Origin of the sequence: uncultured Desulfobulbus sp. (assembly GCF_963662935.2) — a bacterium.
Classification (GTDB): Bacteria; Desulfobacterota; Desulfobulbia; order Desulfobulbales; family Desulfobulbaceae; genus Desulfobulbus.
Map to the genome: position 1 here is coordinate 518,683 of NZ_CAXXTL010000001.1, position 19,682 is coordinate 538,364.

Consider the following 19,682-nt stretch of genomic DNA (forward strand, 5'->3'; position numbering starts at 1 on the left):
TCTCACTTATCCTTTATTTTCAGTCGATTCAGGTTGGGCTCCGGCCTCTTGCCCCAATTTCTCGAGCGACTCGGTGCTGTTGATCACCTCTTTCAGCAGTTCTTCAAGTTTGTCGTTCCCGTCCAACTTGCCCAGGAGGTCCGAGAGTTTTTTTCTGGCTTCCACCAGTTTTCGGATCGGCATGACCTGCTCAGCCACCCGTTCTGGATGGAAATCGTCCAGGGAATTGAAGCGCAGTTCCACGCCCAGTTTGGTGTTGTCGTCGGTGAGCTTATTGTCGACCTTGTACGCCAGCCGGGGTTTCATCCCGGCCAGGACGGTATTGAAATTGTCCCGATCGATCTCGATGAACTTCCGGTCCTTGAGCTTGGGCAGCGGTTCATCCGGATTGCCTGACAGATCACCAAGGACGCCGACGACAAAGGGAATTTCCTTCATCTGAATGGCATCGCCGATTTCCACGTCATAGGTGATCTGCACCCGGGGTGATCGCACCCGGTCCAAGGTATGCTGTAAACTTTCTTTAGCCATCTCTCTCCCTCCTGTTGAAGTGGAACGTTCGCCGTCCCGGCAGCGTCCGCAACCCGTGACGATTACTTAAAAAGCAAGTTAAAGGCGATACTGCATCGCCTTGGTGATATCGGTGGTGCACAGTCTGTTCAATATCTCCCGGGCCCGAAAACGGTCTTCGTCAGTGGCCGTCTCGTCGGTCAGGCAGCGATAGAGGCTATCCAGGACCTCGGCGATCCAGATCGGCGATTCCCAGCGCGCCAACTGCAGTTCTTCCATCTGGGCAAAGAGCTGTTCGACCAGAGGCCGGGCAAGATCGGCCCGTTTGATCTGTAGGCAGAGCCGGGCGATGAGCAGATGATAATTGGCCTGCTCGCGGACTGACTGGGCACTGCAGGCAGCACCGAGCAGTTCCTCAACCGCAGTCTCGATGCCGTTGCTTTGCAGCGTTGCCTGGGCCTGCTGCCAACGCATCTCCTCCAGCCCCCCGGAGCCCAGCAGGCGGTTGACCCCAGCACTGGCCGAAGGCAGCGTGGCGGCAGGCATCACCATGGCAGTGCCGCCTTGCGGCCGGGCAGGGGCTGGCGGCGACGGATGTAGGAACGCTGCTGCGGGGGGCGCTCCCTCTCCTGCCGGTTCCGGCACCGCGTCAAGCTCCGGATCAGGTTCCAGCCGCCGTTTTTCCTTGAGGATCTTGCCGACCTGGGTTCCGCAGTCCTCGAGGGCGGTGCGGAAATCGGAGAGCCGCGGGGCCTCGTTGCCGAATTTTTCGTCGACCAGGGCGTCCAGACGAAGGAAGACGTCCAGGCAGGATTGGATCAGCTGCATGAGTTCTTCATAAAAGGCGCGGCTGGAAACCTGCACCGCCGCTTCAAAAGCCTCGCCCGTGAGTTTGCCGTCGGCGATCAGCTGATCCCGAGCCTGTTTTTTGGTGTCATCGACATCACCCCACTGATTGAGGATGTCGGTCTCCTTGCCGACCTTGACCGATGCCTGCCATTGCAGCCATGAATAGCCCGGCCCCATCCGGCTATCGGTCAGCGGTACCGTTCGTATCAGCAGGGTAAGCTTGTCGTTGACAAACTCCAGCGGACCGCACCGGTAGTCCAGGTCGCCGTCTTCCGCCAGGGGGTAGACATGGTCCCAGAAAGCGCCGAGAAGGCCTTCGAGCAGGACGAGTCCAGTCTTCACCCCGGCAAAACCCTCGGTGGTGAGCAGGGCCTCCATCAGCCAGGCCGCGATCATCAGGTCCTTGGTCTTCTGGCTCAGGGCCTCGGTCGCCAGCATGATAACCGTGTCCCAGTCAGCGGTCTTCAGCTCCCGCCCCCAATCGCCGCGATCCAGCAGGTCGTCGGCCCGGCGAGCCTCCTTGATTGCATCATAGAGCGGCTGATAGCGCATGTCCTCGCCGGCCGGGTTGTCTCCGGGCAGCGGGGCCAGCAGGGCCGCCAGATCAATTGCTCTTTGCATTCGTGTCACCTTGCCTTGACGCCGTCGTCTGAGGGGCTGCCCCAGCGGTCATTGTGAAGCGGACTTCCCGCACCTCAAGCAGGGGCAGGTCTTGTTCCCCGAAAAGAAAAAGCTGTTGGCCTGCTCCTCTGACCAAACCATCGGCCTGGGGTGCCCAATCGGTCATCCGGCCCATGCGGACCTGGGCATCCGCATGCTGCCACGAAAACGGATAGAGCACCGGCAGCATGCCGTTGAGCGACAGGCCGCTCCAGGTGGTGACCGAGGCGGAGATCCAGAGCAGGTCGAGGAGATTCTGGGGCGGGGTGATGAGGATTTCCCGGATCGATTCAAAGGGCACCCAGAGGTAGCGGTCATGGGCAAAGACCTCAAGTGCATGCGCCAACAGGTCGTCGCCGTTGCGCAGCCCGGAAAATTCCTGCCCGTTGACCGTGCCGGATACCTGCGGGATCTGTTCCGCCGCTGCCCGGTTAATCGCTGCGCTGGTGCTGCTAGAGCCTGGAAGAAAGCAGGGGTAGACCTCCTGGAAATAGTCGGGAGTGCCCGGCAGATAGGAGGGCGGGGTTTGAAAGCCGAGCACCTGCAGCCGTTCCTGTTCGCAGTGGAGCAGGCTCAGATACTGCATCATCGCTGGCCCCTTGTCGCTGGCAAGATTGGCCAGCACCTCCAGGTGCTGCCGGGTCTTGTCCCATTCACCGGAAAAAAGCAGAACCTGAAACAGCAGGGTCCGGGCGGCGATATCGCCGGGATGATGCTTCAACGCAGCCACCAGCTCGGCCCGGGCCTCCTGAAGTTTGCCTTGTTTGATCAGTTCTTTGCTGTTCACGTTCTCCTTGCCCTCGATCATGGTTGTGGAGGTCTCAACCCCTTCCAATTCCGTTCAAATTCTGCCTGTGGCATGCCGCCTTGCCACACTAGATGCAGGGTGGCGGCATTTCCGGGGCCGGCGATCAGCAGTCGCGGCCAGGAACCGGGCTGGTGAAGAAGCCCTTCCTGTCCTTGCACTCCGCTGCCGCTGGACTGCTCCGGGGAAAGGGCCACCATTCTGCCGGCGCAGCATCCGTACACCCCCTGAATGTCAGGGGCCGCGAGCAACTGCCAGTGGAGCGCCTTCAGTTCCCCCCAGATCGCAGTCAGCCCAGCCGGGGAAGAGAGCATCTTTGTGTCGCAGGCGACAAACAGGGAGAACGGAAACTCCCGCAACCCGTCGGAACTCGCCTGGATGAGGCCGACCACCAGTACGCTGTTCTTCCGGTGTTGAAAGACGAACGGCCACAACCCCTCGGGGGGCAATGTATCTCCCCGGAACTGGGCAAGCAGCCAGTCGCGCCAATGGACAGAAGCTTTAGTCGTCACCAGGCTGATGTAGTCCTGGTAGCAGGGCAGCTTGCCGAAGGTCTCCACTGGCCACGCTTGGGGTCCGGAGAACAGGTTTTTCAGACGGGTCAACACCTTGTCGTTATTCTCCGATGGCTCGCGGCGCCGATTTCAGCGGCCCGGCCAGGAAATGGGTTCCGGCAGCTTCTGGTCCCAGTTGACGCTGATCGGCACCACATAGGCTGCCTCGCCCGGTGCCCCGCCCGTCTTGGGAAAGAGCATGTTCAGCCGCAGGTCCGCCGAGGGTCCGGCCTGTTTCCGGCGTCCTTCCCAGGCCACATAGGCCGGAAAGGCGAGACCGCCGCCGCTGAGACGGATGGCCGTGGTCAGGCCGGTTTCCTCATTTTTGGCCTCCAGGTAGATCTCGGAATTCAAGCTGAACTCCCAGATCACCGAGGCGCTCTTGAACCGCTGGCCGCTGAACCGCAGGCGGATGGCCTTGTCCTTGTCGGCCTCCAACCCCGAGATCAGCAACTGGGTGAAATATTTCTCCGCATTCCGGCTGTCCTGACCCTGCTCGTCGTCCAGGGTGATTTTCAGCTGGTGTTTGCGCGGCTGCCGGCTGTCGTCGAAGAGGAATTCACGCCAGGCCAGACAGTGTTCGAGAAAGGCCCGGTCCGCCCGGTCGAGTTGGATGGTCGGCTCGGGGCTTGCCGGATCTGTGGCCAAGAGGTTGTATTTCTTAATAAAAGCCTCTAATCCCTTTTCCTGGGCAAAAAAGAAGTCGTGGAGGTCGTTCTTGGTCTGGGTGGTGATGATCAGCTTGCGGATTTCATTGGCCACGGTGTCGCCGCCGATCCAGCCGTCCCGTCGGCCAAAGGGGTACCTATCACCCAGGCGCGCCCGCCATGCGCCGACAAACCCACCCCATTCCTTGCCGGATTCGGCGGAAAAACCCTTTTGCAGCAGGCTGGCGCCATGGGCATCGATTTTGGCCAGCTGCATGGCCAGCGGCTCGCCCCGGCCCGCAGGATCGCCACTGACTCGTTGGTAGAAATCACTCAGAACCTTGAACTTGTCCAGGCTGACATTATCTCCGGGCTTGCCAGCTTTGACCATCTGCCAGGAAACCCGGGCATCATCGGTTAGGTTTTCAAGCACGTTGTTAAAGCTCCGCTGGGCCTCTTCCAGGTGGGGCAGATACTTGGCCGGGGAATAGAGCGCGGCGGTATTTTCGACCCGCTGCGCAACTGGCTGGAGGTCCGTCCCGATCAGCTGGCTGCCGCCCTGAAGGCCCATCAGGGTTTTGATCTCCGCCACATCTTTGTGGGCCATGTGCTCAAAAAAGGCGTTGAGCGGCCAGACGCTGCGATCGATGAACAGGCTGCGCCGATTCAGGGCCTCCTTGCGGAAAGCGGACCAGCTGCTGGTCCGGAGGATGCTGCCAGCGATATCGATGGTGTTGAGCCGTTCCCCCCAGAATTTGACGCAGTTGCCCCAGGCGGTGCCCATCAGCTCGGCGATGGCCGAACGCACCCGGGTCAGTCCCGGGCTGCCGGGATGCCGCGACTGGAGCCAATCGCTTACTTTCTGCAGCACACCGAAGCGCGATGCCAGCCAGGAGGCGCGCAGAGGTTTGGGGATATCGGTGCCGCTGCTGGCCGAAAGAGCCAGAGCCTCTTTGGGCAGAACCACCTGCACGGCCGCCAGGGCCGCCTCCTGATGAGCCTGCAGGATGACGCTGCCGGTCAGGTCGCTGCTCAGCGCCAGGAATTCTTTCTTCTGCCAGCCCTTGTGCTCGACCTTGTCCAGACTCACGCCGATGTCCTTCAGCCGCTCGCTGCGAGCAGTCTGCCAGGTCTGGCTCATGGCATCGAGCAGGGGCAAGGGATTCTCGCTTTCCGCCTTCAGCCGTTCTTTGAGTTCAGGGGTCAGCAAGGGGCCGAAAGCGGCCTCCTTGACCACCCCGTCCCGGACTTGGAACATCTCCGGGTTGAGGGTGCCGTCCATGGCCAGGATATGGCCGTTCTGCTCCAGGGCCATTGTCCATTCGCTGCCAATGCCGCTCTTGAGTTGCGCGCAGACCTGGGCATGCCGATCAACGGTCCCAGTCATCGGCTTGATATCGGTTTGACTGGTCTCGGCGAACTTGTCATGGAGTGTCAGGTATTCGGATCTGCATTGTTCCTGCAACCCTTCTGTCCATACCGCCACTTTGCCGGTGCCCTTCGGATCAAGTGCGGCGATGGCCTGGAGAAAGGACTCGGCCAGCTGACCAAAGCCCTGCTCGACCTGTTCGCCCCGATCCACCGCAGCGGCCGGTTGAAAGGCGAGCAGGGCTGTGTAACCGGTGTTGATTGCCACCAGCCGTTTCTTCTGCTCCTGCCACTGCAGGGCATAGAAGGAGGCCCAGAACCGCTGGAGATGGCCGAGCATCTGACGGAGATACAGTTCGCCGCCCTGGATCTGCCGGGCCACCGTGGCCGTGCCCTTGGCATAGGGGTATCCCTGGATGATTCGTTCCGCCTCGGGCCGGTCGATATCGAGCCCTGTTTGGGATTTCCAGGCAATGGCGTCGAAAAGCGTGGCGAGCGACTGCACAGTCACCGGCTTGCCGGCATAGAGGTCGAGGCACTGCAGGAGCAGCCTGGATAACCGCTGTTTTTCCTCCAGAGTGGAGATGGGCTTGTCTTCACCGTACTGCTGGCCAGCTGCGGCCACCAGACGGTCGAGCAGCCTCCGTTCGACCAGGGCATCTTCAATCCGGCCGAGATCCTCCACCAGTATATTGTGGCTGGCGCGCAGGAACAACCGTGCCCCGTGACTGATCAGGTCCTGCCTGCCGGCTTCCAGGGTGGTGATGGCGCGGGTAATTTCCGAAGCTGGGATCTCCTGGCCGGGCGTGCCGGTGAGGAGCGCCTGGGCTTTGAGTGCTTGGGTTTCTAGCGGCTTAACCTTGGTGGCCAGGGTCCGGTACCCGGAAGCGAGCAGGATGCCGGCACCGGCCAGGAAGAGCACGGCAAACCCGGCCGCAGCCAGGCGGAGGATAAGTTCCCTCTTGGTCACACCGCCGGCCCTGCGCACCAGCCAGCGTTCCTTGAACACCCTGGTGTAAAAGGCATTGATGAAGTAGGCGCGGGACTGGACAAAGGATTTGGCGAATTCGGCCAGCACCGCTTTATCCGCTGCCTCTGCTCCTGCCAACAGGGCGCGGGCGATTGATCGACCTTCCTGCAGGCCACTGCTGAAGGAGCAGCCGCGGAAGAGCAGGGAGACGTGGTAGCGGTCGGGCCGGAAGATGAGGCTGAGGTAACCGGCCAGGGAATCCTGCAAGCGATTGAATTCGCCGGGAAAGGCATAGACGCGGTCCGCCTCCGGGCCGGGATTGAGCTCCCGCAGCCGCCGTTTGGCCCAGCTGTCAAGGCGGTCGACCAGGGCGGCGAAAAAGGCGGCGTACTCCTCCTGGTTGAAGGCCTCGAGGGTCATGTTCCGGCGATTCCAACCCAGGGCCTGCTTGCGCTCCTCGGCCGAGAGCGAGGCGCAGAATTCGGCGAATCCGTAGACCAGGTCGAGCTTGGAGACCATGATGTTGACCGGAAACTCGATGCCTAGGGTCGAGACCAGCTCCTGCAGTTTATCGCGGATAGTTAGCGCCTTGGCTTTGAGGATCTCCGGCGGGTCTTGAAGCAGGGAGGTGGCAGGAATGGTAACAATGACGCCGTTGATCGGGCAGCGCGGCCGATGGTTGGCGAGCAGTTTGAGAAAGGACAGCCATTCCTCGCGGTCCGGGGCGGTATCGACCGGCATGGTAAACCGGCCGGCCGTGTCCAGGATCACCGCTTCGTTGGTGAACCACCAGTCACAGTTGACCGTGCCTCCAGTCCCGGAGAGGGAATCCTTGCCCAAGGGAAAATCCAATCCGGATTCGCGCAGGGTAGTGGTTTTACCGGACTGCGGCTCGCCGATCAGCAGCACCCAGGGCAGGTCGTAAATCCGCACCTTGGTCGCCTTGAGGGTGAGCATGGCCTCGGCCCAGCGGTCCTTGATCCCCTGCACTGCCACTTTGGCCTGCTGGCGCTGTTGTTCGCGGGCCGCTCCATCCTGCCCCAGGGCCTGCTCCATTCGGTCGCCCCGCCGTCGTTCCAAGAGTTTCCACAGCAAGACGATGGCCAGGATAAGCAGGATACACAGCAGCAGGCCGCCAAGGCCGAGCAGGAAGAAGCGCAACCCCATGGTCTTCCAGATAAGGAAGAGCAGGACCGCTGCCGCCACTGCGGCCAGGGTGCCGATGATGGCGAGAAAGACCTTCGATTTGATCAAGTCCAGAAAAACGCTGAGCATAAGCCTTGGGTATCCTTACACGGGTTGCGGTTCTTATAGCATACGGGCAATGGCATGGATGGTTTCGGCAATGGATGACCAGAGCCACTGGCTGGCGATGAAATAGCCGATGGTGGCCACCACCAGGACCGTGACCACGGTGGAGATGCCGAAGATCCGAGGCATGACCTTGTCACCGCCGGTAAAGGCCCAGTCGGCGCCGGGGGTAAGGACCCTTTCGTCGTCGGGCAACCGCGCCGGCGAGACCGCATACACCCGCTGCTTGATATCGATAAGTTCGTTCTCGCGGCTGCGGAACTTGCCGCGAAAGCCGAGCGCCAGGCAGATGTAGAAAAATTCGGCCAGCTCGGGATCGCGGTAACCGTCCCGCTCCAGCAGGTCAAAAAAGCGCTCGCCGGCGACGCTGGTCTTGAACATCTCCATCTCCAGCAGTTTTTCCCGCCATTCCTTGGCCCTGCTCCAGGTGGAGGAAAGAAGCACCTCATCGGCCAGCCCCACCAGCAGATAACGGATGGTTTCGGCCCTGGCATGCAGCGAAGGCGATTGGCGCACATTGGTGTCGACCATCTGCAGGGTGTTGAGGAGATCTTTGCGCAAACCGTAGAGATCGATCTCCGCGCCAGTTTCCAGGCGGTAGCGGAAGCCGAGGAGAAAATCGATCATCGGCTTGACCGCGGTTCTGAGCGGGCTGGACATTACCGTTCTCCTTTGACGACATGCACATAGAGGCTGATGTCAGAGGTCACCTCCACCGGAATGCCGTGGATCACGAGCAGCAGGTCGCGGAAGAGATCCTGCCAGAACTCGGATTGCCGGGAAAGGTCGACCTGAAAATAGTGCAGGCCGCTCCGGTCGGGCAGGCCGGAGGGGATGCGCCGCAAGCGCTGGCAGTTCAGCCCTCGGGTCCGGGCGATCAGCATCTCGTCGATGCGCGATGGCGGGCCGATTTTGACCCGGTAGTCGCTGAGCATGGCATCGACATTGGCTTCGGACATTTCGGTGTTCATACAGAGATAGGCAATCACCTGGACATTGGGTTCCGGATCGAGCCATTCCTTGTCGATGCGGCAGAAGCGGCGCTCGCCGTCGACCTCGAAACGGCGGTGGATGTAATCGACCACCACGCCGCCTTCGACCATCCGCTCGATCAGCCTCAGCACCGTCTCCATCACCGGATAGAGGTTGTCATGGTCGTAGGCCGGGGCCTCCAGCGGGGTTTCGGGGTAGAGCACGATCAGGTCACCGAGCATGCGCACCAATTCCAGGTACAGGGCATAAGGATGGGTTTGGTGGACGTTCAAAAGCTGCTGCAGGACCAGGCTGTAGCTGGCCATGACCTTCAGCCGGGTCAGGTTGCCCAGCACCCGCAGCGGGTCGCTGGTCAAAGAGATGCGCTTGGAGATGAGTTCACCCTGGAGGAAGGTCGCCTGATTGCGGATCTTGACGACCACATTCTTCACCCGCTCCCGGAGATACATGGAGGCCCCGAGATTGAGCAACGGCGGGATATAGGCGGCATGAAAAACTGGCTGCTTGTCGGAAGACCAAACCAACTCGCCCACCTTGACGGCCTCGAACTGATCGCCGGGCGCGGCCCCGAAGGTAATCTGCACATTCCACAGCCGCGACTGGATTACCTGGCCATTCTCGCCGCTGTTCTCGTCAACAATGGTATTTTCCTTGAGTATGCAGGGGCGCGGAATCCCTTTGTTGGGCTCGTCAAGCTCGTGGACCAGGGGCCGGTTCGGCTCAGCCCGCTTGACTGCGAACCAGACCGCCAGCGGTTCATCCAGCTGACTGGTCAAATCGGTAAACGAACACTCCTCGGCAGAGGCGTTGTTGGGGATGTTGAGCCAGGTCCCGTCCTTGAGACGCAGGACCGCCTGATCCACTTTGATCCGAAAACCGACAAGCGCCGTCGGATTGATCTGCAGCGCCGCAATCCCCCACCAGTGGGCGGTGAGATACATCAGCTGTTCGCGCTCGAGCATGGAGGATCGGCGGCGCTGGGTCTGAAAATGATGGGGCTGCAGCAGCATCCCCTCATACCAGTGAACGTCGGCTGATTCGGCTTCGATTTCGTTGATCACGGCACCAGCTCCAGGAGGTTTTTCTTGACTTTGATCAAGTAGCTATCGTGGAAGGACTCTTTTTTCGAGTCAATCACCAGCTGCTGCTGTTCGCGTTGGCTGGTGCTCTCATAATCGGCATAGATAATGATCTTGCCGGTCTCCTTCTGCACCTTCACAGTCACCGTCCTCACTCCGCCGTCCTTGATCGCCAACTTCTGAATCTCTTCCGGGGGCAGCCGCTCGCGCTGGTCACTGCCGAACCACTCGTCCGGCGAGATGCTCAGGATCGAGGCCGCCTTATTCTCCTCCACGGCCACCACGTCGATCGGCAGGAGAATGCCGTTGTTGATCGAATCGTCTGCCTTAAGCTGCAGGGTGACATCGGTCTGTTTCGGGCCGCCCGCGCATCCAGAGAGTGCAAACGCAAGCAGCATGCTGATACCAAGAATTTTTTGTCTCATCCTGATCCTCCTTTGATCAATACTGACGCATGCGATGCACGCTGGAAGCTAGATTGCTAATTGCTGAATTTTTTTCCTGATGATGTCCCGAATAATGGTTTCACTGGCTCCCTCACTTTCCAGACGGCCGAGCAGGGTCTTCATCTTGATGGTCCACTCATCGGCAGCGATGCCTTTTTTGCCGATCGGCAAACCGAGCCCCCGATTGTCTTTCATCTCCGCGGCCGCATGCTCCAAGGTGAGCAGGAGATGCTCGCCAAAGGCCTTGTAGCCGTCCCGCTGCGAGGCCAGGATGACCACCAGGAGGTTGTACAGAGCGTCGAGGTGGTGTTTCAGCTCCTGCGGCGAGACGAGAGCCTCGCTCAACCGCCGCTCGAGTCCGGGCGGGCGGACTTCCTGGCGGCTGGCTACCGGGTTCAGGGCGTCGGCCAGAAAGCCGGTGACCAGCACCTCCAGCCGCTGGCCGAAGGTTTTCCAGATTTCCTCGCATCCGGCTGCGGGCTGCGGCGACGGTGTGGCCGCTGGTCTGAGCAGGGTTGGCCGTCCCTCGGCTGGCGACGACGTCACAGTGGCAACCGGCGGCGGGGCCTGTTCAGGTTGTGTGCCGCGGAAGGCCTCGATAACAGCGGCATCGGTGGCGTTTTGCTGCATCGCCTCCCGATAGGTCTCGAGGAAACGGGGGTCCTGGCTGATATAGCGGGCCGCCAGACTCCTCCCTTCCTTGATCAGCGCCGCCAAGCTCTCCTTGATGCCGATGACCTCCTGCCGCTCTTCACCGGCCAGGTCGAGCAAACGCCAGAGACGGGGGGCAACGGTCAGAGTGCCGGGATCGCCCCGGAAGGCGCGCTCGACCGGGACATCATGCAGCCATTTGGCCAGGATCTGATACCTGTCCGGTGCAGCTGCCCTGCGCTCACAATCGTATACCACGCCGCTTCCGCCTCGGATCTGGGTCATCAGGGCGAGGAAAAACCGGTCCACATCACAGTACAACCGGTTCGGCGTCGCCTCATCGGCCAAGGCGGTAAACAACCGTTCCCAAACTTGAGCCAGTTCGGCAGTCATGGGATAGCGGCTCCGCGGATCCTCAAAGTTCAAGCCACCGAAAACCAGAGGCGCTGCCCCCTCTTGCGCCAGGGTGAAAAGCAGGACCGTTGACCCCAGAAGGAGCACGTCGCCGTTTTTCAGCGGGTAGCTCCGGTCGGGGCTGAGCCGTTGACTGGCCAGATAGGTGCCGTTGGTGCTGCCGAGGTCACGCACGCACCAGTCATGCCCTTCCCGGACGATCTCCAGATGCCGGCCGGAGACTTGGTCGTCAAGCGCCAGGGACAGGGCATTGCCCACCTTTCTCCCGGCGGTGCCAGGTCCGGCGAGGCAGCAGCGGAGTCCGTCCATGGGGCCGCCGATGACCTCAAATTCCACACACTCCGCCATTAGAGCGTGCATCCGGGGATTTGTTTGGCCAGTTCGACCGCCTCGCTCCTGAGGGGAGAGGTTGACGGGATATCTTTCAAATAATCGCAGGCATCCAGGGGTTTGCCTTCGGTCAGATAGCTCTTGGCCTTGCTGAGATAATGGCTATGGAGGCTGCTGGTCGGCGCCTGCGGTTCCCCCTGCTTTGCCGGGGGCGGAGGGGCGACCGGCGGTGCCTGGGTTGCGGCTGGCGGAGTCTGCCGACTTGACTCAACCGGGGGCGAAGCCGGGCTGCGCAGCCAGAAATAGAGGCCGACGCCCACGGCGAGGAGTAGTCCCAACCCCAGGCCGCCGTACAGCAGCAGCTTTGTGTTCAACGGTCCTTTTTTCCCTTGATCCGGCGCGGATGCGGCACTGGCGAAGGGTTTGTCCCCACTCTGACTGGGAAAGGCAGGTTGACGGAAATCGTAGGCAGGCTGAGCTGGCTGCGTGCTGGGGAATCGTACCTCTGCCTGCCCGGTGGGAAAGACGGGTGCGTTCGGCTGGTCAGCGGCGAAAAAGGATTTGTCGTTCGCCGGAGGCTGGCCGAAAGGCCCTTGGTCCTCGGACGGTGGCCAGACCGGTGGGGTGGATCGCGACGGCCGCTCCGGCGGCGGAACGGCGGCACCGGGCAGATGACGGGCTATGGCGGCCGGATCGCTCATGAGAATGGTTGCATCGTTATCGATCTTTTTCCTGATCCGGCAGGTTACGTTGCCGATGGTCAGCGAACAGGGAACGATTATCTCCAGGTTGGTCGATTTGTAGACCTGGCTGGCATAAACCAGGCCGTTCAGCCCCAGGACCTGCACCGCAATCCGGTCGCCGCTTCGCTGCAGGATCAGGTGATTGCGGCTCAGGGTCTTGTCGATGATGACGATGTCCTGGCTGGAATCCCGGCCGACAGTGACCAGCTGGCCATCACGCAGCGGATGTACATTGGCCGGATCTGCCTGCTCGACCTCAAACCACATATCATCCTGCGGTGTCGAATACGTCTGGTATTCAGAAGGGGAGAGTGACGGACTCTGGGGCGAAGATGGCGGATTCGGTGCAGAAAATGAAAGATTCTGAGCCTGAAAGGAGGGGGAGGCTGAGGGAAACGACAGCTCTGGACTCGGCGGCGCAAATGAGGGCCTTGGGTCCGGAGGCACAAACGCAGAACCCTGTTCCGGCGCCGGAAAGGTCAGGCCCGGTGCTGGCGTGGGGGGAGGGGGCGAAAAAGCCGGACCCTGAGGCGGGGCATGAGGAGGAAACGAGGGTTCCGGGGGTGGTGGGGTAACCACATCGGGCGTGCGCTCCTCCTCCTGGGAAGACGGGCGGATAAAGCCGCCAATGCGGGTCATGTCGTCTTTCTGGGAAAAATTGTCCATGGATGCATCCTCAGTATGGCCAGCCAGTCATCAGTCTGTGCCAGGTGTTCATTTGCTGCAGGAGGGTCTGCGCTGCTGGCCCACAACTCCTTGCTGAGAAATCCTTTTCTACTTCCGTTGCGCAAAGGGGAGCCGCTCTTTAATCGCGGCAACCTTGGCTATCGAGATATCCGGGTAGGGGATATCCGGCTGTACCCCGACTTGCGTGCAGGTGGAGTCATCGGCAAAATGAATTGCCAGAGTGGTCAGCCACAGTTCGCCACCGTCGGAAAGCTTGAATACGGTCTGGGATTCGCACTTGCCGTAAGTGCGCTCGCCTATCAGGGGGGCAAGGGTGTAACTCTTAAAAATGCCTGCCAGCACTTCGGCGGCGCTGGCGGTGCGGCTATCCATCAGGATGCCGCTCGGCCGCGGCAGTTTAGTTCCGGCAGGGGAACTGTAGGCATGGATCTTGCCCGTGCGGTCATAGGTGGAGATTAGAGGAAAACCTGTAGGGACAAACAGGCCCGCAATCTCCAGGGCTTCAAACAGATCGCCACCTGCGCAGCCGCGCAGGTCGAGGACCAGGGTCGCACCGGAACGGTGGAGGGTCGTGTAGAGGCTAGCAAAAAAAGGGGCGGTCTCGTGTGAGACGAAATCGGAGATCTGGATAAAGGTGGCGTTGCCTGCCTCGCGGGTGGTGGTGGACCCGAGTTTGGCAGAAGAAGGGAGGATAGTGTAGCGTTTTACCTTGCCGTCGCTGATGCGGACGACCACCTTACCCTCCCGGATTGCCCTATCAATCAGGGCCGAGGTTTGCTGGACATCTCCGGCAACCGGGGTGCCGTTCACCTCCCGCAATTCACCAATTTCGGGAACGCCCTGCAGGCTGGCCGGCCCGCCCGGTTCCGGGGTGACCCATATTCGAGCCTTGTAGGCAAAGATATTCAGCCCAATCCGCGGGGATGAGGCGGCGGGTTGGGGGACAGCGGCGAGCGGCAGGTAGCGGGCGTGAGAATCGAGCGCGTGCAGCCGTTCGTTCAACTGTTCCATGTTCAGCTGGGAGAGCGACTGTTCCGATGGCGGGTTGAGCGCCTTCTGGGCAATGAGCGTGCGAATCTCGGCAAGAGGAGGGGGCTGTGAACAGACTGCGTCAATCGTCCAGCCACAGACTGATAACACCAGCATCAACAGCAACCATGCTGAATTGCACAACGGACTGCGGCAGGCAGCGGAGGCAGTCGCAGGGCGGCAAACCCGGAAGAAAGCCTTTATTCGCGAGGACCAAACACGCTCAGTGGATGGCATTCGAGAGGGCCTGATAGTATTTGTTCAGTTTCCGGTATTCGTCAGCCAATCGATCCCGCTCAAGCTCCAGAACTTGGGCCTGATCGGGATCCGTACCGCTACCACCCTTGCGGTCGAGTTCGGCGATGGAGGTCCTTTGTTGCTCAATCCGTTGATGGGTCTGCTGAATCTGCTCCAGCAGGGAAGCGGCCTCCTTCTTTTGCTTTTCGGATTGCAGTCGCAGTTTACTGACATTGGCCTTGAGGGTGCTCAGCTTTTTCTCCAGAGACACCACCTGCTTCTGTTCTTGGGCAAGTTTCTGGTCCTGGATCTCCCGCTCACTCTTTAGCGCCAATGATTGCTGGTAGAGCTGCTGGTTAGTTTGCTGCTCCTGATCGAGCTGTTGCCGCCGCTGTTGTTGCCGCTCCTCGTATTTGCCTGAGGAGGTGCCGTGCCAATACCCCGCCAGCCCGCCCTGGCGTGGGTCATCGGAAACCGGCCCGCAACCTGCGGTAAGGACGAGAAAGAACATCCCTGTCCAGAAAGCCTTGGCGTTCATGGCTATTTCTTAACCGTGAGATTATCGGCAAGTTTAGCCATCTGTTTGTTGTTGCTGTCCAGGGTATTGATTTGGTTGCGGAGCAGGGTGATTTCCTGCTCAAGACTGGCGACCTGCGGTGCGGATTTGCCGCCCTTGCTTTCCTGTTCCTGCTTGTATTGGGAGAGGGAAGTGAGCTCCTGATTGTAGTGCTCTAAATCCTTCTTGTTCTTTTCCAGGGTGCCGTTGACGTATTTCTGCTCTTCAGCGGTGAGATAAGCTTTGTCTTTCAGCGATTTCTTCTTCGATTGCAGCAGTTTGATTCTTTCTTTCAGATCGCTGATATCGCTCGCCAAGGCAGTATTCTGCTGTTGCAGGTCGGTGTTATATTTCTTGACTACATTGATTTCGCCATCGAGCCGATCCTCCTCGTTGGCGTACTGCTGTTTGCGTTCGGCGGCATTTGAGCCGTATACGTACCCTGCCGCTCCGCCGCCCACCGCGCCGATGCCGGCGCCGATGAGCGCGCCCCGGCCACGGTTGTTGGAATCAAGGGCCGCCCCGGCTGCCGCACCGACCAGTCCACCTAAAACAGCGCCGAGAGCGGTGCCCTCGGTCTTGGTCCGGGTTGCGTCATCGGTGGTTGATGTGTTGGGATCGCCTCCTTTCGCGGCGCAACCGGATAAGAAACAGAGGGTGATAAACAGTGCTGTTACTTTATGCAGGGTTGATCTCATGGCGCTCCTTGCAGGGGATTGGTTGAAATGAGTTGCTTGTATTATTTCAGTCAACAAAATTTTCAAAACGCTGAGAAAAATCTTTTAATATTATTTCTTTGTCAAGTTTATCACCATTCCGAAGCCTCTTCAAGTGCTCTTTTGCCAGCTCCAGGGAGATTTTCTGGCGTTGGGATAAACGCTCTGTGCTCACCTCAGTGGCATTGATTATCTGCTCAGCGGAGAAGGTCCGGTTTAGATTCTGCATCTCATTCAAATAGGAATCAATTCGCTTTTCCCGGTTCTCGCGGGCGTTGTTGTAGGTGTTTTCAGCTATTGTCAGGTCTTCCTGATAGCGTGGTGATACTTTGACGAGTTCAAGAGCGCTCTTCAGCACCATTTCTTTCTTAGGTATCTCGCTGATAATAGCTGATAAAGATGTGCCTTGCCGAATCAGCTCGCTTGGATCGAAGAGGGGTTGAGTGGATACCAAGGTCCGGGCCGGTGCATTTGCAGTGGAAGCGTCGGTCTTGGCTGCATGCGCTGTTGTTTGCTGTTGCGTCTGAACTAGGGGTTGGCTCTGTACCGTTTCCGGATCGCTTACTAGTCTGGAGGATGGGCTGGCAAGAGGGGAATCCTTCTGGGCTGCCGGTGGCGTCGTTTTTTCCACTGATGGAAGTGTAGTTTTTTCGTGCGGGGCCGATGGTTGCGGTAGCGGGCGAAAGGCGTAATAGCCACCGCCCGCGAGACCGATGAGAAGCAGACCCGCGGTTAGCCCGATCAGCCCCTTGGCGCTGCTCTTCGGCGGCTGGGGTGGTGGCGGAGCTGTTGGCGCCGGGCCGGACGGCGGGGCCGGCAGGCATTCTTTGAGGGCGGCAATCAGTGCGTTGCCGTCGGCAAAGCGGTTGGCCGGGTCTTTTTCCAGCAGTCGCATGATCGCTGCAGACAAGGCCGTCGGCAGCATCGGTTCGAGCACATGCGGCGCCTCCGGCGTGTCCTGGGTGATGGACCGGAATATCGCCGCCAGTGTCTCCCCTTGGAAGGGGCGCTTGCCGGTGGTGAGCTGGTAGAGGATCACCCCCAGCGAGTACAGGTCCGAGCGGCCATCCAGCTCTTGCCCCATGACCTGTTCCGGCGACATATAGCGCGGGGTGCCGAGGATCTCGCCAATTTGGGTCATGGTCTGGCCGTCTGGATCCTCGACCCGGGCAATGCCAAAATCTGTGACCCGGATGGCGCCTTCCGGACTGTAGATGATGTTGGGCGGCTTGATATCGCGGTGAATGATCCCGTGCTGATGAGCATACTGCAAGGCTTGGGCAGTTTGGATACCAATGCTGACGATCTCCGCCAGGGTGAACTGCCGGGTGGCCATCAGCTCATCAAGCGGCGTCCCCTGGAGAAATTCCATGGCGATGTAGACGGTGCCATGGTCCTGGCCCACGTCATAGACGGTGACAATGCCGGGATGGGACAGCCGACCGACCGCCATCGCTTCTTTGAGAAAACGCCGGACAAATTCGCTGGAGGTGACCCGGTCCTCGCGGAGCGCCTTCAGGGCAATGGTGCGGTGGATCTGAGGATCATGAGCCTTGTAGACCACCCCCATGTTGCCGCGACCCAATTCGCCGAGGATCTGGTAACGTCCGTACTGTGTTGGTGGGTTAGTGGTTTGCATCGGTTGACTGTCTCAGGGTAGGCGTGCTCTCTCCGGCCGTTCTTCCGGCAGCGAACTGATCTTTTTCTGCCGGGACTGCCGCGACTATTGCCCGAAGAATCCGGTCTTCGGTTGCGGCGGGTTCTTTTCTGCCCTGATGATTTCATCGATCAGGTCACGGCGCATTTTCCGGTAGAGCTGCCAGCTGATTTGGCCATTGGCATAGGCCTGACAGAGGGCCCGCAGTTCTCTGTTCATTGATTCTCCTTTGTTGATGCTGGGCTGGCCACCCGCACGACCACCACAGTGACATTGTCCCGGGCCCGCCGCTCCAGGCAGGTCCCAATTAGATCCTGGGCGATCCGGGCAGGGGAGTCGGAACGTGCCATGAGCACGCCGATTTCCCGATCCTCCAACTCCTTGTACAGGCCGTCGCTGCACAGCAGCAGCAGGTCGCCATGCTGAAGCTCGAAAATATCGAGGTCGAGCACCAGTTCCTCGCCAGCGCCCACGGCCCGGGTAATCACATTGGCCCTGGGATGCGAGCGGGCCTCCTCTGGCGTGATCCCGCCCATTGTCAGCAACTCCTCGACAAAGCTGTGGTCCCGGCTGACCTGGAAGAGATTGCCCTGACGGAAAAGGTAGAGGCGGCTGTCGCCGGCCCACATCACCAGGCCCTGGCGGCCATGGGCAAGAAAGGCGACCACCGTGCTGCCAGAGATCTTGCCGGTTGTCCTGCCTGCATCCACCAGCGCTTTGTGGGCGCCTATCAGCTGATTTTCAACCTGCTCAACAAAGAGGCTGAAAATCGGGTCAAAGGGCACAACCCTGGCATAATCGATTACGGTACGGCTGGCCACATCGCCGGCCATGTGACCTCCCATACCGTCGGCCACCACCCAGAGTTGCCGGTCGGCCAGTTCCAGGCAGGCATCTTCGTTCAAGGTGCGTACGCAGCCGACATGGCTGAGGCTGGCGGAAAGGTATTCGAAATGGCTGCCAAGGGAGCGTTTTTCATGGGGAGGGGTGCCCGGCGGCACGCTGAGAGTGATCTGCTGGGTGCGGTCGTCGTCCATGGTTCTCTGCTAGGGTAAAGGAGACAGTCAACGCTTACCCTGAAGAAGAGGGTCAGGGGGCGGGCGGAACTCGCTTGCTAAAGTTGATGGGTTCCATGCCGATATCATAAGACTTTTTCATTGTAACGATATTAAAATAAATATACAAATTATTCTGGATCAGTTGCGGTTCAAAAATCTTTAAAGAGCTTTGACCGCCTCTTCCCTGCCACGGGTCAGGTCGCGCATGGCTTCATCTTCCGCAGACGGAACATACACCGCCGTCAGTTTCCCCGAACGGTGTAACTGTGGCAGGTTGAGGGCATTGCGACTGTCAATTTTGATTCGATAAACACTTCTAGGGGGAATTTTTAATGGGGCAACCACGGTACAGTCGAGACCCCGTTTTGTCAAAGAGTGGTAGATGGCATACCCGCAGGGACCTGCTTCATAGGCAAACCGCAGCGTTGTTTTTGTGGTTATTTAAGTGACCACATCCATCCTTATACCTGCAGCCCAAAATATTTAGATTTCTTCGCCTGGGATCATGAACAAGTTGATGCTGCTTTTGGCATAATGTTTTTCGCTCATGAGTAGATCCAGAGCCAAAGTGGCAATGTCATCGGCGACTGGATCGATGCTGGCATCTTTTTCCTGTGAAAAAATCTTCAGATGGGCAGGCCTCAGCCCGCACCTCCCCATTCGCGCCCTCTAGGCCAAAATATTCGATTCCCTTGGTGTTAGCGCATCGGCTGCACTTGACGCGTACGACATGCCATTCCGATCCGCACAGTGCACAGTGCAAATAGCGCAGTCCCCTTGTCGAACCCGCCGTGTGGATGATCGAAGCCACCGGTGGGCTGCCGCAGACAGGGCAGAGATCTGGGCGTTCCGGCCGACCTATCTGGTTCGGTTGGAGTTGCCGTACCAGATAGGTCCATTGTACCTGTAGGGCTGCACTAATGAGGGGAGCGGCCGCCAGGTCAAGTTGCGCCATGTTTCCTTGCAGCAAAGCATCGGCCTGCGTTTCCAGCCATCCACTGTCGGCCTTGAGAAGGAGTGAGAGCGCTTGTCTGCCTTTGAGCGGAATCTCTTGAGTGACGGCATCAATGGCCCTGCGGGCAGCCTCGTGCCACCGGGGCTGCCGAGGCCAACCCGCCGGGACCAGCGGCGGGTTGGCGTGTTCGCGGCATTGATCCAGTAAGTGGGGATCAGGAACAGAAATCTCCGGATGGCGGTCCAACTCGGTCTGCTGCCATTCTGCCAATCGCCCCAAAAACAAGAGATAATCGGACAGACTGTGCCCTTCAGCCAGTTGGTGCAACCTTCGGGCACGGTCGGCGAACAGATGAGCCGGCGGGAGAAGCAATTCAGGAAGTGCACCGGCAGCGATCTCAAGCTGGCCGGGTTGTAAAATGGGGGGTGTGATCATCGTGTATCCGGTTGCAGAGATG

Annotated in this window: 16 protein-coding genes and 1 pseudogene; all 17 read right to left on the reverse strand. The window is 59.6% G+C overall.

The features are described 5' to 3' along the window. Window positions 1-6: 6 nt before the first annotated feature. The 17 genes and pseudogenes from tssB to fdhE all read right to left on the reverse strand — a co-directional run bounded on the left by tssB (window position 7) and on the right by fdhE (window position 19,660). Window positions 7-531, reverse strand: coding sequence for a type VI secretion system contractile sheath small subunit (gene tssB, locus ACHZCX_RS02250; RefSeq protein WP_319585611.1), 525 nt, complete (start codon window positions 529-531; stop codon window positions 7-9). 78 nt (window positions 532-609) lie between these two features. Continuing rightward, window positions 610-1,980, reverse strand: a complete 1,371-nt coding sequence (gene tssA, locus ACHZCX_RS02255; RefSeq protein ID WP_319585612.1) for a type VI secretion system protein TssA — start codon at window positions 1,978-1,980, stop codon at window positions 610-612. Beyond that, the gene (locus tag ACHZCX_RS02260; protein ID WP_319585613.1) at window positions 1,964-2,806 is read right to left on the reverse strand and encodes a type VI secretion system accessory protein TagJ; all 843 of its coding nucleotides are present in this window, start codon (window positions 2,804-2,806) and stop codon (window positions 1,964-1,966) included. The genes tssA and ACHZCX_RS02260 overlap by 17 nt, the downstream gene beginning before the upstream one ends. Before the next feature lie 17 nt (window positions 2,807-2,823). Further along, complete coding sequence (locus ACHZCX_RS02265) at window positions 2,824-3,429, reverse strand: hypothetical protein (protein WP_319585614.1); 606 nt, start codon at window positions 3,427-3,429, stop codon at window positions 2,824-2,826. A gap of 39 nt (window positions 3,430-3,468) precedes the next feature. Next, on the reverse strand, window positions 3,469-7,638 hold the full coding sequence (locus tag ACHZCX_RS02270; protein WP_319585615.1) for a type VI secretion protein IcmF/TssM N-terminal domain-containing protein: 4,170 nt from the start codon (window positions 7,636-7,638) through the stop codon (window positions 3,469-3,471). Between the two features lie 33 nt (window positions 7,639-7,671). After that, entirely contained in the window at window positions 7,672-8,334 is a 663-nt protein-coding gene (locus ACHZCX_RS02275; protein ID WP_319585616.1) for a DotU family type IV/VI secretion system protein, read from the reverse strand. Beyond that, complete coding sequence (gene tssK, locus ACHZCX_RS02280; RefSeq protein ID WP_319585617.1) at window positions 8,334-9,728, reverse strand: type VI secretion system baseplate subunit TssK; 1,395 nt, start codon at window positions 9,726-9,728, stop codon at window positions 8,334-8,336. Before tssK ends, ACHZCX_RS02275 begins: the two co-directional genes overlap by 1 nt. Beyond that, the gene (locus tag ACHZCX_RS02285) at window positions 9,725-10,171 is read right to left on the reverse strand and encodes a hypothetical protein (protein WP_319585618.1); all 447 of its coding nucleotides are present in this window, start codon (window positions 10,169-10,171) and stop codon (window positions 9,725-9,727) included. The genes tssK and ACHZCX_RS02285 overlap by 4 nt, the downstream gene beginning before the upstream one ends. Before the next feature lie 48 nt (window positions 10,172-10,219). Further along, window positions 10,220-11,593: an FHA domain-containing protein gene (locus tag ACHZCX_RS02290; RefSeq protein WP_319585619.1), complete on the reverse strand. Its 1,374-nt coding sequence runs from the start codon at window positions 11,591-11,593 to the stop codon at window positions 10,220-10,222. Between the two features lie 11 nt (window positions 11,594-11,604). Then, the gene (locus ACHZCX_RS02295) at window positions 11,605-12,996 is read right to left on the reverse strand and encodes an FHA domain-containing protein (protein WP_319585620.1); all 1,392 of its coding nucleotides are present in this window, start codon (window positions 12,994-12,996) and stop codon (window positions 11,605-11,607) included. A 108-nt stretch (window positions 12,997-13,104) separates the two neighbouring features. After that, window positions 13,105-14,163 carry a S41 family peptidase gene (locus ACHZCX_RS02300; RefSeq protein ID WP_319585621.1) on the reverse strand — a complete coding sequence of 353 codons (1,059 nt, stop codon included), beginning with the start codon at window positions 14,161-14,163 and terminating at the stop codon, window positions 13,105-13,107. A gap of 106 nt (window positions 14,164-14,269) precedes the next feature. Next, a complete protein-coding gene (locus tag ACHZCX_RS02305; protein WP_319585622.1) occupies window positions 14,270-14,821 on the reverse strand; it encodes a hypothetical protein in 552 nt (183 codons plus the stop codon). Window positions 14,822-14,823: 2 nt separating this feature from the next. After that, window positions 14,824-15,537, reverse strand: a complete 714-nt coding sequence (locus tag ACHZCX_RS02310; RefSeq protein WP_319585623.1) for a YMGG-like glycine zipper-containing protein — start codon at window positions 15,535-15,537, stop codon at window positions 14,824-14,826. 46 nt (window positions 15,538-15,583) lie between these two features. Then, complete coding sequence (locus ACHZCX_RS02315; RefSeq protein ID WP_319585624.1) at window positions 15,584-17,194, reverse strand: serine/threonine-protein kinase; 1,611 nt, start codon at window positions 17,192-17,194, stop codon at window positions 15,584-15,586. 84 nt (window positions 17,195-17,278) lie between these two features. Continuing rightward, complete coding sequence (locus tag ACHZCX_RS02320; RefSeq protein ID WP_319585625.1) at window positions 17,279-17,431, reverse strand: hypothetical protein; 153 nt, start codon at window positions 17,429-17,431, stop codon at window positions 17,279-17,281. Continuing rightward, window positions 17,428-18,249: a protein phosphatase 2C domain-containing protein gene (locus ACHZCX_RS02325; protein ID WP_319585626.1), complete on the reverse strand. Its 822-nt coding sequence runs from the start codon at window positions 18,247-18,249 to the stop codon at window positions 17,428-17,430. The genes ACHZCX_RS02320 and ACHZCX_RS02325 overlap by 4 nt, the downstream gene beginning before the upstream one ends. Before the next feature lie 504 nt (window positions 18,250-18,753). Beyond that, window positions 18,754-19,660 (reverse strand): annotated as a pseudogene (gene fdhE / locus ACHZCX_RS02330) (formate dehydrogenase accessory protein FdhE). Between the last annotated feature and the right edge of the window lie 22 nt (window positions 19,661-19,682).

What these genes read in the sequence shown, in the direction of transcription:
- tssB (WP_319585611.1), bottom strand. Translation starts at nt 531, where the DNA reads ATGGCTAAAGAAAGTTTACAGCATACCTTGGACCGGGTGCGATCACCC.
- tssA (WP_319585612.1), bottom strand. Translation starts at nt 1,980, where the DNA reads ATGCAAAGAGCAATTGATCTGGCGGCCCTGCTGGCCCCGCTGCCCGGA.
- ACHZCX_RS02270 (WP_319585615.1), bottom strand. Translation starts at nt 7,638, where the DNA reads ATGCTCAGCGTTTTTCTGGACTTGATCAAATCGAAGGTCTTTCTCGCC.
- ACHZCX_RS02275 (WP_319585616.1), bottom strand. Translation starts at nt 8,334, where the DNA reads ATGTCCAGCCCGCTCAGAACCGCGGTCAAGCCGATGATCGATTTTCTC.
- ACHZCX_RS02285 (WP_319585618.1), bottom strand. Translation starts at nt 10,171, where the DNA reads ATGAGACAAAAAATTCTTGGTATCAGCATGCTGCTTGCGTTTGCACTC.
- ACHZCX_RS02295 (WP_319585620.1), bottom strand. Translation starts at nt 12,996, where the DNA reads ATGGACAATTTTTCCCAGAAAGACGACATGACCCGCATTGGCGGCTTT.
- ACHZCX_RS02300 (WP_319585621.1), bottom strand. Translation starts at nt 14,163, where the DNA reads ATGCTGGTGTTATCAGTCTGTGGCTGGACGATTGACGCAGTCTGTTCA.
- ACHZCX_RS02305 (WP_319585622.1), bottom strand. Translation starts at nt 14,821, where the DNA reads ATGAACGCCAAGGCTTTCTGGACAGGGATGTTCTTTCTCGTCCTTACC.
- ACHZCX_RS02310 (WP_319585623.1), bottom strand. Translation starts at nt 15,537, where the DNA reads ATGAGATCAACCCTGCATAAAGTAACAGCACTGTTTATCACCCTCTGT.
- ACHZCX_RS02315 (WP_319585624.1), bottom strand. Translation starts at nt 17,194, where the DNA reads ATGCAAACCACTAACCCACCAACACAGTACGGACGTTACCAGATCCTC.
- ACHZCX_RS02320 (WP_319585625.1), bottom strand. Translation starts at nt 17,431, where the DNA reads ATGAACAGAGAACTGCGGGCCCTCTGTCAGGCCTATGCCAATGGCCAA.
- ACHZCX_RS02325 (WP_319585626.1), bottom strand. Translation starts at nt 18,249, where the DNA reads ATGGACGACGACCGCACCCAGCAGATCACTCTCAGCGTGCCGCCGGGC.